The 14,302-nt window shown below is 67.2% G+C and carries 8 protein-coding genes and 1 tRNA gene; 2 read left to right on the top strand and 7 right to left on the bottom strand.

The window, feature by feature from the left end; all coding sequences use genetic code 11:
* Window positions 1-9: 9 nt before the first annotated feature.
* From BLV15_RS14545 to BLV15_RS14555, 3 genes are all read right to left on the bottom strand, one after another.
* Window positions 10-1,251: a glutamine synthetase family protein gene (locus BLV15_RS14545; protein WP_175534378.1), complete on the bottom strand. Its 1,242-nt coding sequence runs from the start codon at window positions 1,249-1,251 to the stop codon at window positions 10-12.
* 260 nt (window positions 1,252-1,511) lie between these two features.
* Window positions 1,512-1,586, bottom strand: a tRNA-Arg gene (locus tag BLV15_RS14550).
* An 85-nt stretch (window positions 1,587-1,671) separates the two neighbouring features.
* On the bottom strand, window positions 1,672-5,139 hold the full coding sequence (locus tag BLV15_RS14555; protein WP_090229677.1) for an indolepyruvate ferredoxin oxidoreductase family protein: 3,468 nt from the start codon (window positions 5,137-5,139) through the stop codon (window positions 1,672-1,674).
* Window positions 5,140-5,305: 166 nt separating this feature from the next.
* On the opposite strand from BLV15_RS14555, the gene BLV15_RS14560 reads away from it, so the two are divergent.
* On the top strand, window positions 5,306-5,773 hold the full coding sequence (locus BLV15_RS14560) for an Lrp/AsnC family transcriptional regulator (RefSeq protein WP_090229680.1): 468 nt from the start codon (window positions 5,306-5,308) through the stop codon (window positions 5,771-5,773).
* Window positions 5,774-5,777: 4 nt separating this feature from the next.
* On the opposite strand, the gene phnN is transcribed toward BLV15_RS14560, so the two are convergent.
* The gene (phnN, locus tag BLV15_RS14565) at window positions 5,778-6,341 is read right to left on the bottom strand and encodes a phosphonate metabolism protein/1,5-bisphosphokinase (PRPP-forming) PhnN (RefSeq protein ID WP_090229683.1); all 564 of its coding nucleotides are present in this window, start codon (window positions 6,339-6,341) and stop codon (window positions 5,778-5,780) included.
* 318 nt (window positions 6,342-6,659) lie between these two features.
* On the opposite strand from phnN, the gene BLV15_RS14570 reads away from it, so the two are divergent.
* Entirely contained in the window at window positions 6,660-6,986 is a 327-nt protein-coding gene (locus BLV15_RS14570; protein ID WP_090229685.1) for an Arc family DNA-binding protein, read from the top strand.
* A 73-nt stretch (window positions 6,987-7,059) separates the two neighbouring features.
* On the opposite strand, the gene BLV15_RS14575 is transcribed toward BLV15_RS14570, so the two are convergent.
* The 3 genes from BLV15_RS14575 to BLV15_RS14585 all read right to left on the bottom strand — a co-directional run bounded on the left by BLV15_RS14575 (window position 7,060) and on the right by BLV15_RS14585 (window position 14,269).
* Window positions 7,060-9,207 carry an ATP-binding protein gene (locus tag BLV15_RS14575; RefSeq protein WP_090229688.1) on the bottom strand — a complete coding sequence of 716 codons (2,148 nt, stop codon included), beginning with the start codon at window positions 9,205-9,207 and terminating at the stop codon, window positions 7,060-7,062.
* Window positions 9,204-9,809 (bottom strand): biliverdin-producing heme oxygenase, encoded by a 606-nt coding sequence (locus tag BLV15_RS14580; RefSeq protein WP_090229691.1) that lies wholly within the window; start codon window positions 9,807-9,809, stop codon window positions 9,204-9,206. The genes BLV15_RS14575 and BLV15_RS14580 overlap by 4 nt, the downstream gene beginning before the upstream one ends.
* A gap of 65 nt (window positions 9,810-9,874) precedes the next feature.
* Window positions 9,875-14,269 carry a DEAD/DEAH box helicase gene (locus tag BLV15_RS14585; RefSeq protein ID WP_090229693.1) on the bottom strand — a complete coding sequence of 1,465 codons (4,395 nt, stop codon included), beginning with the start codon at window positions 14,267-14,269 and terminating at the stop codon, window positions 9,875-9,877.
* Between the last annotated feature and the right edge of the window lie 33 nt (window positions 14,270-14,302).

The following is a 14,302-nucleotide window of genomic DNA, read 5'->3' on the forward strand; positions in this document are numbered from 1 at the left end:
CGGCGGAGGTCACGCCTGGGCGGCGAGAACGCGGCGTTCCCAGGGCGTGATTTCATCGAAGAAGCTGGTCAGCTCCATCGCCTTGCTGGCGATGTAGCCTTCGATGAACTCGCGACCGAACAGTTCCCGCGCCAGCTGGCTGCGGCGCAGACGCTCCAGCGCGGCGTGCATGGTACTCGGCAGGGTCAGTTCGTCCGGCACCACGAACTCGCCCTGGATCGCCGCGCTCGGCTCCAGCTCGCGCTCGATGCCGTGCAGCCCGGCGGCCAGGCTGGCGGCGATGGCGAGGTACGGGTTGGCGTCCGCGCCGGGCAGACGGTTCTCCACCCGTCGCGCGACCGGCGAGCTGGCCGGGATGCGCAGGCCCGCGGCGCGGTTGTCGTGGGACCAGCAGGCGTTGTTCGGCGAAGCGAAGGGATGGCAGAGGCGCTGGTAGGAATTGACGTTCGGCGCGAACAGCAGGGTGAAGTCCGCCAGCGCCGCCTGCTGACCGCCAATGAAATGGCGGAACGCGGCGGTCGGCTCGCCCTGCTCATCGCTGAAAATATTCCTGCCACTGCCCTGCTCCACCAGGCTCTGGTGGATGTGCATCGAGCTGCCGGGGGTTTTCGCCAACGGTTTGGCCATGCACACCACGGTGATGCCGTGCTTGAGCGCGACCTCCTTGAGCAGGTGCTTGAAGAGGAACGTCTGGTCGGCCAGCAGCAAGGGATCGCCGTGCAGCAGGTTGATCTCGAACTGGCTGACGCCCATCTCGTGCATGAAGGTGTCGCGCGGCAGGCCGAGCGCCGCCATGCAGCGATAGACTTCCTCGAAGAACGGCCGCAGGCCGTTGTTGGAGCTCACGCTGAACGCCGAATGGCCATCCTCTCGCCGCCCGTCCAGCCCCAGTGGCGGCTGGAACGGCTGGTGCGGGTCGCTGTTCGGCGCGAAGACGAAGAACTCCAGCTCGGTCGCCACCACGGGCGCCAGGCCGCGCTCGGCATAGCGGGCGATGACCTGCTTCAGCAACCCGCGGGTGGACAGCCCCGAGCAACCGCCTTCCAGTTCGTCGGCATCGCAGATCGCTAGCGCGCGGGGCGTCTGGCTCCACGGCAGGCGGTGGATCTGCGCCGGGTCGGCGACCAGCGCCAGGTCGCCATCGTCGCTGCCGTAGAAACGCGCCGGCGGGTAGCCGCCCATGATGCATTGCAGCAACACGCCGCGCGCCAGTTGCAGGCGGCGGCCTTCGAGGAACCCCTCGGCCGTCATCACCTTGCCGCGAGGCACGCCATTGAGATCGGGCGTGACGCACTCGATTTCGTCGATACCGGCCAATCGTTCGGCGAGTGGGCTGCGGCCGCTGCTGGTCATTGCGTCTGTTCCTTGATCATTCTGAAAGCCGGGATTCGGCGAGGTGGACAAAATACGCATCAGCCGTTCGAAATATCAAGCATCGGGCAATGGCCAGGCGCGCGGGTGTCGCATTGATATCGGGAGTGGCAGGCAAAGCGGCGCGAATGCGCGAAAGATGGCGTCCCCTACTGGAGTCGAACCAGTATCTAGCCCTTAGGAGGGGCTTATTCTATCCATTGAACTAAGGGGACAACGCCGCGGCGAAGCTTGCCGCCGCGACGGGGCCGCATGTTAGCGAGGCCGGCGCGGTTTGTCATGCGGCGGCACGCGCCGCGATCAGGCCGCTGGTTCGTAAAGATGCAGCACCTGCACCTCCCCCGCCTGCAACCGCGCCAGCAAACGGCGTTTCTCCTGCCTCGCCGCCTCCAGCGCGCGCTGCTTGACGTGACCGTAGCCGCGAATCTGCTCCGGCAACTCGGCGATCGCCACCGCCGTGCGGTAGTTGGCCTCGTTCAGGACGCCGAGCAGGTGGTCGACATCCGCCTCGTAGTCGGCGATCAGCTCGCGCTCCAGGCGCCGCTCGGCACTGTGCCCGAACGGATCGAGCACGCTGCCGCGCAGGAACTTGAACATCGCCAGCACGCGGAAAGCGCCGAGCATCCACGGACCGAACTCACGCTTGCGCGGCTCGCCGGTGCGCGGGTCCGGGCGGCTCAGCCAGCTCGGCGCCAAGTGGAACTGCAGGCGATAGTCGCCCTCGAACTGCGCCTCCAGCTGCCGGCGGAACGTCTCGTCGCTGTAGAGCCGCGCCACTTCGTACTCGTCCTTGTAGGCCAGCAGCTTGAAGTAGTAGCGCGCCACCGCTGCGGTGAGCGCCTGCTGCGGACCACGGTCGACACCTTGCACGCGCTCCACCAGTGCCCGGTAGCGCTCGGCATAAGCCGCGTTCTGGTAGTCGCGCAGCAGCGCCATGCGGTGGGCGATCACCTCATCGAGGCCCTCGCAGCGCGGCGCCGTCATCTCTTCCGGCTGAACCAGGCGCTCCACCGCGGCCAGATCATGGGCGGCGCGCCGGCCCCAGAGGAATGCCTGGCGGTTCGCCTCCACCGCTACCGCGTTCAGCGTGATGGCCTGCTCGATGGCTTCGGCGGAAACCGGCACCAGGCCCTTCTGATAGGCGTAGCCGAGCATGAACAGGTTGCTGGCGATGCTGTCGCCGAGCAGCCGGCTGGCCAGTCGCGTCGCATCGATGAAATGGATGCGCTCGCCGCCGACCGCTTCCGCCAGCGCCTCCCGCATCGCCGCACCGGGCACTTGCGCATCCGGGTTGCGGGTGAACTCGGCCGTGGGCGACTCGTGGCTGTTGATCACCGCGTGGGCGATGTTCTCGTTGAGCTTGGCCAGGGATTCCTCGCTGGCGGCGACCACCAGATCGCAGCCCAGCAGGAGATCGGTCTCACCGGCGGCGATGCGCACGGCGTGGATGTCCGACTGCCGCGCGGCGATGCGGATATGGCTGATCACCGGGCCGAACTTCTGCGCCAGGCCGGCTTGGTCGAGCACCGTGCAGCCCTTGCCTTCCAGATGCGCCGCCATTCCGAGCAACGCGCCGACGGTGGTCACGCCGCTGCCGCCGACGCCCGGCAGGAGGATGTTCCAGGGCCGCGTCAGCGCCGGCTGGCGCGGTTCGGGCAGCGCCTCGAACAAGGCCTTGGCGCCCATCGCCGCCGGTTTGCGCAGGCTGCCGCCATGCACGGTGACGAAACTCGGGCAGAACCCTTCGACGCAGCTGAAATCCTTGTTGCAGGCGCTCTGGTCGATCTGCCGCTTGCGTCCCAGCTCGGTTTCCAGCGGCAGCACCGACAGGCAATTGGACTTCACGCTGCAGTCGCCGCACCCCTCGCACACCGCCGGATTGATGAACGCGCGCTTCGCCGGGTCGACCAGCTTTCCGCGTTTGCGCCGGCGGCGTTTTTCGGTGGCGCAGGTCTGGTCGTAGATGATCACCGAGACGCCCTTGAACGCGCGCAACTCGCGCTGCACGGCGTCCAGCTCGCGGCGGTGGTGGAAGCTGACGATAGGCGCAAAGCCGGCGCGACTGGGGTACTTGTCCGGCTCGTCGCTGACCAGAGCGATGCGTTTCACCCCTTCGGCGAAGATCTGCTGGCTGAGCTGGTCGACGCGCAACTCGCCGTCGATGGGCTGGCCCCCGGTCATCGCCACCGCGTCGTTGTAGAGGATTTTGTAGGTGATGTTGACCCCGGCCGCCACGGCCGCGCGCACGGCCAGGTGGCCGGAATGGAAATAGGTGCCGTCGCCGAGGTTCTGGAACACGTGGGCGGTTTCGGTGAACGGCGCCTGGCCGATCCAGGTGGCGCCCTCGCCGCCCATCTGGGTGAAGGTGTCCGTGCTGCGGTCCATCCACTGGGTCATGTAGTGGCAGCCGATACCACCCTGCGCGCGACTGCCTTCCGGCACCTTGGTCGAGCTGTTGTGCGGGCAGCCGGAACAGAAATGCGGGGTGCGCTGGGTATGGTGGCGCGGCGCGGCGAGGGCTTTTTCCTTGGCGTCGAGGAACGCCAGGCGCTCCTCGATGGCCGCGCTGCTATAGATCGGCGCCAGGCGCCGGGCGATGACCCGGGCGATCATCGCCGGGGTCAGCTCGGCCAGGTTGGGCAGCAGCGAGGCGCCCTGCTCGTCGAACTCACCGACCACACGCGGGCGCTTGCCTACCGGCCAGTTGTAGAGCTGCCCGGTGAGCTGGTCCTCGATGATGCTGCGTTTTTCCTCCACCACCAGAATCTCGTCGAGCCCTTCGGCGAACTCGTGCACCGAGACCGGCTCCAGCGGCCAGCTCATGCCAACCTTGAGCACCCGCAGACCGACCTGGGCGCACAAGGCCTCGTCCAGGCCGAGGTCTTCCAGTGCCTGGCGCACATCGAGATAGGACTTGCCGGTGGTGATGATGCCGAGGCGCGGACTGGGCGAATCGAGCATCACTTTGTTCAGCCGGTTGGCGCGGGCAAAGGCGCGCGCGGCGTAGATCTTGAAGGTGTTGAGGCGTTTTTCCTGGGCCAGCGGCGGGTCCGGCCAGCGGATATGCACGCCGTCCTCGGGCAGCGCGAAATCCTCCGGCAAGGCGACCTGGATGCGCAGCGGATCGACATCCACCACCGCCGAGGAATCGACGTTCTCGGCGATGGTCTTCAGCGCCACCCAGCAGCCGCTGTAGCGTGACAGCTCCCAGCCGAGGATGCCGTAGTCGAGGATTTCCTGGACGTTGGCCGGATTGAGCACCGGAATCGACGCCGCGATGAAGGCGTGCTCGCTCTGGTGGGCGATGGTCGAGGATTTGCAGCCGTGGTCGTCGCCGGCCAGCAGCAGCACCCCGCCGTGGGGCGAGACGCCGGCGGAATTGCCGTGCTTGAACACGTCGCCGCAGCGATCCACGCCAGGCCCCTTGCCGTACCACAGGGAAAACACGCCGTCGTAGCGCGCGCCGGGGAACAGGTTGGTCTGCTGGCTGCCCCACACTGCGGTGGCGCCCAGTTCCTCGTTGATGCCGGGCTGGAAGTGGATGGCATTCTGCTGGAGAAACTCGCGCGCCTCCCACAGGCTCTTGTCGAGCCCACCCAGCGGCGAGCCGCGGTAGCCGGAAATGAAGCAGGCGGTGTTGAGGCCGTGGGCCAGATCGCGCTGGCGTTGCAGCATCGGCAGTCGGGTCAGGGCTTGCGTGCCGGTCAGGTACAGGTGACCTGTGGCGAGGCGGTACTTGTCGTCCAGACGGATTTCGGCCAGGGACATGGCGGTATTCCTCTTGTTCTTATTAGTAGGCACCGGCGGCCGGGACCGCTGCGGATCTCTGCCTAGAATATGACCGAGCGGTACCGGAGTTTTCTTCCTAAGTGGAGGGAGAAATGCCGATACTGCGCATGATCCTTGCGCCCATAACAAGAATAGGGAAACGAACATGCAGGTTTCGCTGAGCGGCATCGACCGCAAGATTCTTCGCCTGCTGCAGCACGACGCCGACCTCTCCGCCGCGGAGATCGCCGAACGGGTCGAGCTGTCGCAATCGCCGTGCTGGCGGCGCATCCATCGCATGCAGGAAGAAGGACTGATCGAACGCAAGGTCGCCCTGCTCAACCCGAAGCTGCTGGGCCTGAGCATGACGGTCTTCGTCAACATCAAGCTCTCGGCCCACGGGCGCAACAACCTCGCCGAGTTCGAGCAGGCCATCGTCGGCTACCCCGAAGTGCTGGAATGCCACACCATGGCCGGGAGTTCGGACTACCTGCTCAAGGTGGTGGCGCGCGACATCGATGCGTACGAACGCTTCCTGCGCGATCAGCTGCTGCGCCTGCCACACGTGCAGGAGGCGCATTCGAACATCGCCATGAGCGAAGTCAAACGCACCACCGAGTTGCCGCTGGATTGAGTCCTCAGCTGCGCGGCGGGGGCGCTTCGCCGAGCAAACCCAACAGCGCTTCCAGGGTCTGGGCCAGGGCGCCCGAATTGTCGAGGTGCAGCACGCCCTGCTCTTCGCTGCCGGACTGCAGCGCCAGGCTGCGGGCCAGGCGCTGCTCGATTTCTACGGAGTTCTCGCGTCCGCGCGCCACCAGGCGCTGGCGGAGGACCTCGGGCCGGACGCTGAGCAGGATCGCCAGCATCGCCGGGTAGCGCCGCCGGGCGTCAGGCAGATAACCGCGCGAGCCGTTGACCAGGACGTCCTGACCACCCGCCAGCCATTCGTCGATCTCACGCGGAATGCCATAGGCCAGGCTGTTGGCGCGCCAGCACATCGCGAACGCACCCTGCGCTTCGAGTTGGGCAAAGCGTTCCGGGGTGACCGCATGCGCGTCCTCGCCGACCGCTTCGGCCGAGCGAGTGATGACCCGCCGCGCAATTCGCCCGCCACGTTCCTGCCACGGCTGGCGGATGGCATCGAGCAGGCTGTCTTTCCCTGAACCGGACGGACCCATCAGATAAATCAGCCTGCCTGCCATCGAATCCCCTACAGTTGCTCGATCAAGCCAATGAATATAACCCGCGCACCTTCATCGCAGCCGAATGAGCGGATCGATAGCGGCAGCAGGGTTGTCTAACAAAGCGCACGTGCAATTTGCATGGTGTGCTGGCAAAAAGCCTGTACTTTATAAATAAATGACGCATAATTGGCGTCAACGAAACGTTATGCATGGCTTCGTCGGTATGCAGTACACTGATGCGATGGTTGAACGACTCGCAATTACGGAGGTCCAACCGGTGGATACTCCTGCCCATTGTGCCAGTACTGCCTTCTTGAACTAACCGGTCTCTAATGTATGCGCCCTATGAAACAGGCTATTTATTCCAGTCGTACAGCTGACAAATTTGTCGTCCGACTTCCGGACGGAATGCGTGAGCGCATCGCCGACGTAGCACGAAACCATCATCGCAGTATGAATTCCGAGATCATCGCCCGTCTCGAGCAGAGCCTGATCCAGGAAGGCGCGCTGAGCGATGATCTGACCATGCGCCTGGACAGCCCCGAGCTTTCCCTGCACGAACGTGAACTGCTGCAACGCTTCCGCCAGTTGTCCGGACGCCAGCAGACCGCACTGGTCGCCCTGATTGCCCACGACGCGGAAATGGCCAACGAAGACGCCTGATTCGCTCGTGCGATGCAAAGAAAAGCCGGCTTAAAAGCCGGCTTTTCCGTTTCAGACGTCCCACGGCGCCGTTTCAGCCAGGCAACCGCACCCGAAAGGCGATCACGCCATCCTGATACTGCACGTCGATGCTGCCCTGGTGAGCCTGGACGATGGCCTGGCTGATATACAGTCCGATGCCCAGTCCGCCCTTGTTGTGCAACGAGCCCGAAGCGTTCTTGAACGGGCTGAACAGCTGCGACAGGTCATCCAGCGCGATCGGCTCGGCTTCGTTGCGCACAGTCAGCTCCAGCTCCTGCTCTTCGCGCCTCAGCGTCAGTTGCACCAGACGGCCCTGCCTGCCGTGGTGGCGCGCGTTGCTGAGCAGGTTTGAGACCACCTGTGCGTAGCGGTCCGGGTCGATCACAGCGCGCAGATCGGCCTCGATGACGCTGTCCAGCTCCATTCCCGGAAACGCCATGAGCATCTCCCTGACCGAGTCGGCGACCAGCGCCGAGAGATCCACCTCCTGCATGCGCATCGCCAACCCGAGGCCGGCCTGCAGGCGGCTCATCTCCAGGATCTGGCTGATCAATCGCTCCATGCGCCCGCTGGAATAGGTGATGTGCTTGCGCAGCTCGGCGCTGCGGGTGTCGCTGGACGACATCATGGAAGCGGCCATGGAAATCGACTGCAGCGGATTGCGCAGGTCATGGCCGAGCACGGCGATCAGGCGCTGGCGCATGTGGTCGATTTCCGCTGCGCGGTTCAGGCAGATCTCGACCAGTTCGCCGCGCAGCTTCTCGGCGATCGCGAGCTCGGCCGCCGACCAGCCAACGGCACGGTCGCGCACCACTTCTTCCCAGGCCTCGAAGGACCCGCGCGGGGTCAGGCGCGAACCGGAAGGTCCGACACGCTCGATCTTCTCCGGCTTGCCGGCCCAGGTGATGGTCTGCGACTGCGGCTGGCGCAGCCAGACCAGCCAGCCGGATTCCTGGCGGTGAAAGCGCAGCGCCAGCACGCCGCAGAAGATGGCGCCGCGCGAGTCGGTGAAGGGCTCGTCGAAACGCGAGGTCTGGTAAAGATCGAGTTCGGGATCGGCTTCCAGCGAGGCAACGATGCGCACGGCGAAATCGGCCAGCTCAGGATTGTCGCCCGCCTCCACGCGTCCGCCGAGCATCACCACCACGTCGGAACAGTCGAACAACTGGCGGATATGAGCCGTCCCCTTGGTCAGCGCGGCGATCAGGTCGTCTGAATCGCGCGCCTGCTTGGCCAGCTGCAACTGCAGATAGGCGGCCTTGCGCACGCGTTCGGCGGCGATCTGCATCTCCAGGCGCGCCACCACGGCGCTGCACACCTGCGAGAGCACCTGGAACGCCAGCCGCGTCGGATACGGCAGGACCTTGGGCGCCATGTGGTGGCAGGCGAACATCCCCCACAGCTGGTCGCCGACCACGATGGAAATGCTCATCGAGGCGAACACGCCCATGTTGCTCAGGTATTCGCAGTGAATCGGCGACACGCTGCGCAGGTGGCTGTAGCTCAGGTCGAACGGGGTCCCGTCCGGGCAGGTCGACGGCGTCAACCTGACCGGCGCGTAGGCGATGTCGGCGATCATCCGCGTCGGGTTCTCGATGAACAGCCGGCGCGCCTGGGCGGGTATGTCCGACGCCGGGTAATGCTGCCCGACATAGCTGACCAGGTCCTTGCGCCGCGCCTCGGCCACCACTTCGCCGGAAAGGTCCGGCTTGAAGCGGTACGCCATTACCCGGTCGTAGCCGGAGAACTCGCGGATGCTCGCGACCAGGCTCTCCAGCATGACCTGGATGTCCTGCTGGTGCTGCAGCTGGCTGACCAGCCGGTAGATGTTGTGGGTGCCCAGCGACAGGCTGGTCAGGGCGGCCTCGCGGCGCTCGAACTCCAGGTAGAGGATGCCCTTGTGGGCATGCGCGATGACATCGAAAAGCGCGTCGCCGAAGCTTGCCTCCAGCACGTCCATCCACGGCTCGTCGCTGCGCAGGCCGCATTCGAGCATCTCCCGTACCGCGCGCGGCAGGCCGACCTGCCACAGCGGCTGGTCGGGAAGCACCTTCAGGCCAAGCATCGCCTGGGTGTTCTCGCTGGCGCTGAGCACCAGCCCCTGGCGGTCGAAGGCGATCAGCGCGCCGTGCGGCTGGATCGCCGCGGGAATGTGGATCGGCTCGTCTTCGCAGGTGGCCAGCGTCACCGGTTGGCTCATGCGGATTCCCCCCGCACGACCCAGCGGCTGAACGACTCGAAGGCCTCACGGGCGGCGGCGGACGCGGCCTCGATCTGCGCCGCTTCGCTCAGTTGCTCCTCGAGGCGGCGAATGAAGGATTTCCACAACGGCCCGGTGGCGGCTCCGTAGCCGAGCAGCCAGTGCAGCGGCAGCGGCGCCAGACGCGGTTGCAGGCGACGGAAGAGGAAGCTCGAGCCGAGCGTCGAACCCTCGAGCACATAGGCGATGCCGAAACGACGGGCGTCGTCGCTGGCCTGCGGCACATACGGACAGACCGGAATGGCATCGACCTGCGCGCGGCTCCAGCCGCCCTCGAGCAGGTCCGCTTCGATCCAGGCGAGCTTGCCGGCGCGCTGCCCGGCATCCGCCAGCGCTGGCCACGGCGACGCCCACAGCGTCGCTTCCAGCGGCTTCAGCCAACCGGAGACGCGGGAGATGTAGTTCAGGTAGTCGGCGTGAGCGAAATCGTCACGCTGCAGCGGAAGGTTCTGGTCCAGCGCGCTGTGCTCGGCCTGTGTGGCCAGTCGCAAGGCGGTCAGCGCGGAAGGAATGCGCAGGTCGGATTCGGTTGTTTCGGGCATATCCCTCGAGTGCCAGGCAAAGCAGTGCAGCAGGAGCCGGGAAAGTGAACGCCCGGAGTGTTCGATCAGCCGTGGATCAGACAGCGGCGAAGCTGCTGCGCATTCCCTGCGTCGAGTTCAACCCAGAATACAGGTTTTCCGGCAAGCAGTGCGCCGGCGGGGGCGCCATCCTGATACAAGACGCGATTGCCGGCAACAGCCGGTATTTTGGCACCCGGTAACAGGCTACCCAGCAGATTCAACGGATCGCTGGCGGATACGCTGATCAGGCTGCCATCACGCGGGCGCTTGCGTACCTCGCGCAGCAGCCCCACCGCTTCCGGCAGGGCGAACTGCTCGCCGGCCAGCCCCGCGACGAAGCGCCCGCCGCGGATGTCGCCGCGCGCCTCCAGCCGATGATAGACCCTCAGCAACTCGCGCCACGGCGGCAACCAGTCCGCTTCGCGGTCGAGCAAGCGCCAGAACACCACGCCATAGCGGCGCAGGAGCGTCATGGCGATGTGTTCCAGCGCCTGGGGATCGGTCTGCGGGCGGCGCTTCGCGGTGCTTTGCGCAACGTCCGCTCCCGGCGGGCGGCGCACCAATGACCAGCGCCCAGCATCCGCCATGCCGCCGATCAGCGACCCACCGCGCCCGCGCCGGCCGGCGCGCGGCTGACGCTTCGCCGCCGGCATCAGCAGCGCACGCAGCCCGGCGAAGCTGTCGGCATTCACCAGGCCGACCGCGACCAGCTCGCCGAGGGCATTTTCCAGCTCGGTGCGCAGCAGGCGCACGTCGTCCATCAGTTCGTCGAAGAACAGCGCGCCGTGCCTCGCCAGCGCATCGCGAACCAGTACGGCGCGGGAGGACAACTCGGGCTCCGGGGCGTCCATCGCCAGCGCGTTCCACTCGGCCAGGTGACGGCGCGGCAGCAGCACGACGGGCGTGCCGCGAACCGGCCCGCCACTGGCGCGCAGGCGGCCGGCAAGACGGGTCCAGACGATGCGCCCGGAGCGACAGAGGTCGTCGAGCCAGTTGATGCCGTAGTCGCGCACACGTGCCGGCAACAGCTCGCCTTCCCAGGCAGCGGCGGCGGCCTGGAAGCCTTCCAGCTGGCTGATCACTCCGCCCAGAGCCTCGGCGCCACGCGTGCGGGTGTCCGCCGAAACATGCTGCCAGTCGAACAGGAAGCGCATGAAATCGCTGAGTTCGACCGGCTCGATCTCCCGGCGCAGCCGTTTCACCGTGTAGCGATGGATGCGCGCCAGCAGGTGCCGCTCGCACCACTCTTCGTCCGGCGCACCCGGCGTGAAGCGTCCGCGCAGCACGTAGCCTTCGGCCTCCAGGCGGGTCAGCGCCAGCGCCACGGCGGAGGCCGGCTGCGCCAGGCCGCGGGCGATGCGGTCCAGCGGCAAGGGACCGAAACCGGTCAGGCGCGCGCGCACCACCTCGAGCAGCGCGTCCTCTTCGCTGCAGTCCTCCTCGAAGCCGGGCAGCACCTGCAGCGGCGGCTCGGGTAACGCGGAGGGATACAGGATGCGGAACAGCGCCAGCCGTTCCACCGGCAACCACAACCCGTCGCCGCGCGTCACCGGTATCCGCGCGGCGCGGCCGGCGCGGGCAAGTTCGGCGAGCAGCACCGGCCAGCGTTCGTCGCGCTGCGCTTCGGCGTCGCCGATGCAGGCCAGGCCCATCAGCGCTTCGTGCATTTCGTCGGCGTTGCGCGCCTGCGGCCAGGCCTCCTCGCTCACCGCCTGAATGGCGCCGATATCCAGCGCGCCGAGGTCATCGCTGGATTCGGGGTCCGTCCAGCGTCTATTGAGCACGGCCTGGGTACGGCGTTCCTCCAGCGGCGCGTCGTCGAGAAAGGCATACGGCCGCGCGCCGAGGGTCTCCATCGCCAGTGGCGACGGCGCCGGCAGATCGCGGGCGAGCAACCGCACCTCTCCGCTCTCCATGCGCCGCAGCAACGCCAACCAGGCGTCCGCGTCCATCGCGTCGTGCAGACAGTCGTCGAGGGTCTGCTCGACCAGCGGGTGCTCCGGCACCTCGCGCTCGCCGACGATGTTCTCCAGGCAAGCGACCTGATCGGGGAACACCGTCGCCAGCAGGTCCTCGCTCCTCATCCGCTGCAACTGCGGTGCGACCTTGCGCCCCCCGGCCATGCGCGGCAGCGCCAGCGCGGTGGTGGCGTTCCAGCGCCAGCGCACGCCGAACAGCGGAGCGTCGAGCAGCGCCTGGATCAAGACGTGCTCGGCGGAATTGGAATGCAGATAGCGCCACACCTCGTCCAGCGGAAAGCTGTGACTGGTGGACAGCGAGAGCACGATGGCGTCTTCGGTGGCCGCCGCCTGCAGCTCGAAGTTGAAGGTGCGACAGAAGCGCTTGCGCAGCGCCAGACCCCAGGCGCGGTTGAGGCGGCTGCCGTAAGGCGAATGGATGACCAGCTGAGTGCCGCCGGATTCGTCGAAGAAGCGCTCCATCACCAGCGTGCGCTGGCTCGGCAGCGTACCCAGCGCGGAGCGCGCGCGGGCCAGGTACTCGACGATCTGCCGCGCCGCCGGCTCCGGCAGGCCGAGTTCGTCGATCAGCCAGTCGAGGGCCAGCGTCAGGCGCGAGGGCTCCTGATCGTCACCAGGCAGGCTGCGTGAGGCTTCGGCAAGGGCCAGGCGACGGTCGATTTCCTCGCGCAGGCGCGCCACGCCGGCCGACAGTTCGTCGCTGCGCCCCGGCGCCTCGCCGAGCCAGAACGGGATGTTCGGCGGCTGACCCTGGGCATCCTCGACACGCACCCTTCCCGGCTCGATGCGGATGATCCGGTAGGAGGCGTTGCCCAGCTGGAAGATGTCCCCGGCGAGGCTTTCCACCGCGAAATCCTCGTTCACCGTGCCGATGTTCAGCCCGGCCGGTTCCAGCAGCACGCCATAGTCGGCGTTGTCCGGAATGGTCCCGCCGGACGTCACCGCGGTGAGCTTGCCGCCGCGCCGCCCGCGCAGGGTCCGGCTCACCGCGTCGCGGTGCAGGTAGGCGCCGCGCGCGCCGTGGCGGCTGGTGTAGCCCTCGGCGAGCATCGCCAGCACCGACTGGTAATGCGCCCAGTCCAGCCCGGCGTAGGGTTCGGCTCGGCGGATCAGGGCGAACAGCGCGTCCTCGTGCCACTCCTGGCTGCCGACCTCGGCGACGATCTGCTGCGCCAGCACGTCGAGGGGCGCACGCGGGATCACCAGCGTATCCAGTTCGCCGCGGCGCACGCAGTCCAGCAGCGCGGCGCACTCGATCAGGTCGTCGCGGGAATTGGGAAACAGCCGGCCCTTGGGCGTGCCGCCGACGTGGTGACCGGAACGCCCGACGCGCTGCAGGAATGCGGAAATCGAGCGCGGCGAGCCGAGCTGGCAGACCAGTTCCACCTCCCCGATATCGATGCCCAGCTCCAGCGACGCGGTGGCGATCAGCACACGCAGCTCGCCGCGCTTGAGACGCTGCTCGGCGTCCAGCCGCGCCTCCTTCGCCAGGCTACCGTGGTGCGCGGCGACCGCGGCGTTGCCCAGGCGCTGGGTCAGGTGGCGGGCGGCGCGCTCTGCCATCCGCCGCGTGTTGACGAACACCAGCGTGGTGCGGTGCTGCTCCACCAGCGCGGCCAGGCGGTCGTAGACGCCTTCCCAGACGTCGTTGCTCATCACCGCCTCGAGCGGCACCGGCGGGACTTCGATGGCCAGATCGCGGGGGCGGTCGTGACCGATATCGACGATGGCGCAGGGCCGCGGCGCGCCCGCCTCCGCGGACGCAGGCTCGGCTGCCTGGCGACCGGCGAGGAAACGCGCCACGGCCTCGATGGGCTTTTGCGTGGCCGACAGACCGACCCGCACCAGCGGCCGCTGGCAGAGCGCCTCGAGGCGCTCCAGCGACAGCGTCAGGTGGCTGCCACGCTTGCCGTCGGCGATGGCGTGGATCTCGTCGACGATCACGCTGCGCGTACTCGCGAGCATCCGCCGCCCGGACTCCGAGCCGAGCAGCACGTAGAAGGACTCCGGAGTGGTCACCAGGATATGCGGCGCGCGCTTGCGCATGGCAGTGCGCTCGGCCTGCGGGGTGTCGCCGGTACGCACCGCGGTGCGGATATCCACCTCCGGCAGCCCGAGGGCGGCCAGCTCGGCTGAGATCCCGGCCAGTGGCGTTTCCAGGTTGATGCGGATGTCGTTGGACAGCGCCTTGAGCGGCGACACGTAGACCACGCGGGTTTCGTCGGGCAAATGGCCGCCGTTGGCCAGCGCTTCCTGGACCAGTTCATCCAGGGCGGCGAGGAACGCCGTCAGGGTCTTGCCCGAACCGGTGGGCGCCGCCACCAGCGTCGACTGTCCGCCACGAATCAGCGGCCAGGCCGCGTGCTGCGCCGGCGTGGGTGCGGGAAACCGGCGCTGGAACCAGGCCGCCACCGCGGGATGGAAACCGGCCAATGCCTCGATCGGGGAATGCTCGTTCATCCGATGAATATGGTGGCGCGCCGGGCCAGTCGC

The sequence above is a fragment of the Pseudomonas kuykendallii genome, assembly GCF_900106975.1.
Taxonomy (GTDB): domain Bacteria; phylum Pseudomonadota; class Gammaproteobacteria; order Pseudomonadales; family Pseudomonadaceae; genus Pseudomonas_O; species Pseudomonas_O kuykendallii.

Excerpts from the sequence above, each read along its gene's own strand:
- BLV15_RS14560 (WP_090229680.1), top strand. The coding sequence starts at position 5,306 with ATGCAGGTTTCGCTGAGCGGCATCGACCGCAAGATTCTTCGCCTGCTG.
- BLV15_RS14570 (WP_090229685.1), top strand. The coding sequence starts at position 6,660 with ATGCGCCCTATGAAACAGGCTATTTATTCCAGTCGTACAGCTGACAAA.
- phnN (WP_090229683.1), bottom strand. The coding sequence starts at position 6,341 with ATGGCAGGCAGGCTGATTTATCTGATGGGTCCGTCCGGTTCAGGGAAA.
- BLV15_RS14555 (WP_090229677.1), bottom strand. The coding sequence starts at position 5,139 with ATGTCCCTGGCCGAAATCCGTCTGGACGACAAGTACCGCCTCGCCACA.
- BLV15_RS14580 (WP_090229691.1), bottom strand. The coding sequence starts at position 9,809 with ATGCCCGAAACAACCGAATCCGACCTGCGCATTCCTTCCGCGCTGACC.
- BLV15_RS14575 (WP_090229688.1), bottom strand. The coding sequence starts at position 9,207 with ATGAGCCAACCGGTGACGCTGGCCACCTGCGAAGACGAGCCGATCCAC.
- BLV15_RS14545 (WP_175534378.1), bottom strand. The coding sequence starts at position 1,251 with ATGACGGCCGAGGGGTTCCTCGAAGGCCGCCGCCTGCAACTGGCGCGC.
- BLV15_RS14585 (WP_090229693.1), bottom strand. The coding sequence starts at position 14,269 with ATGAACGAGCATTCCCCGATCGAGGCATTGGCCGGTTTCCATCCCGCG.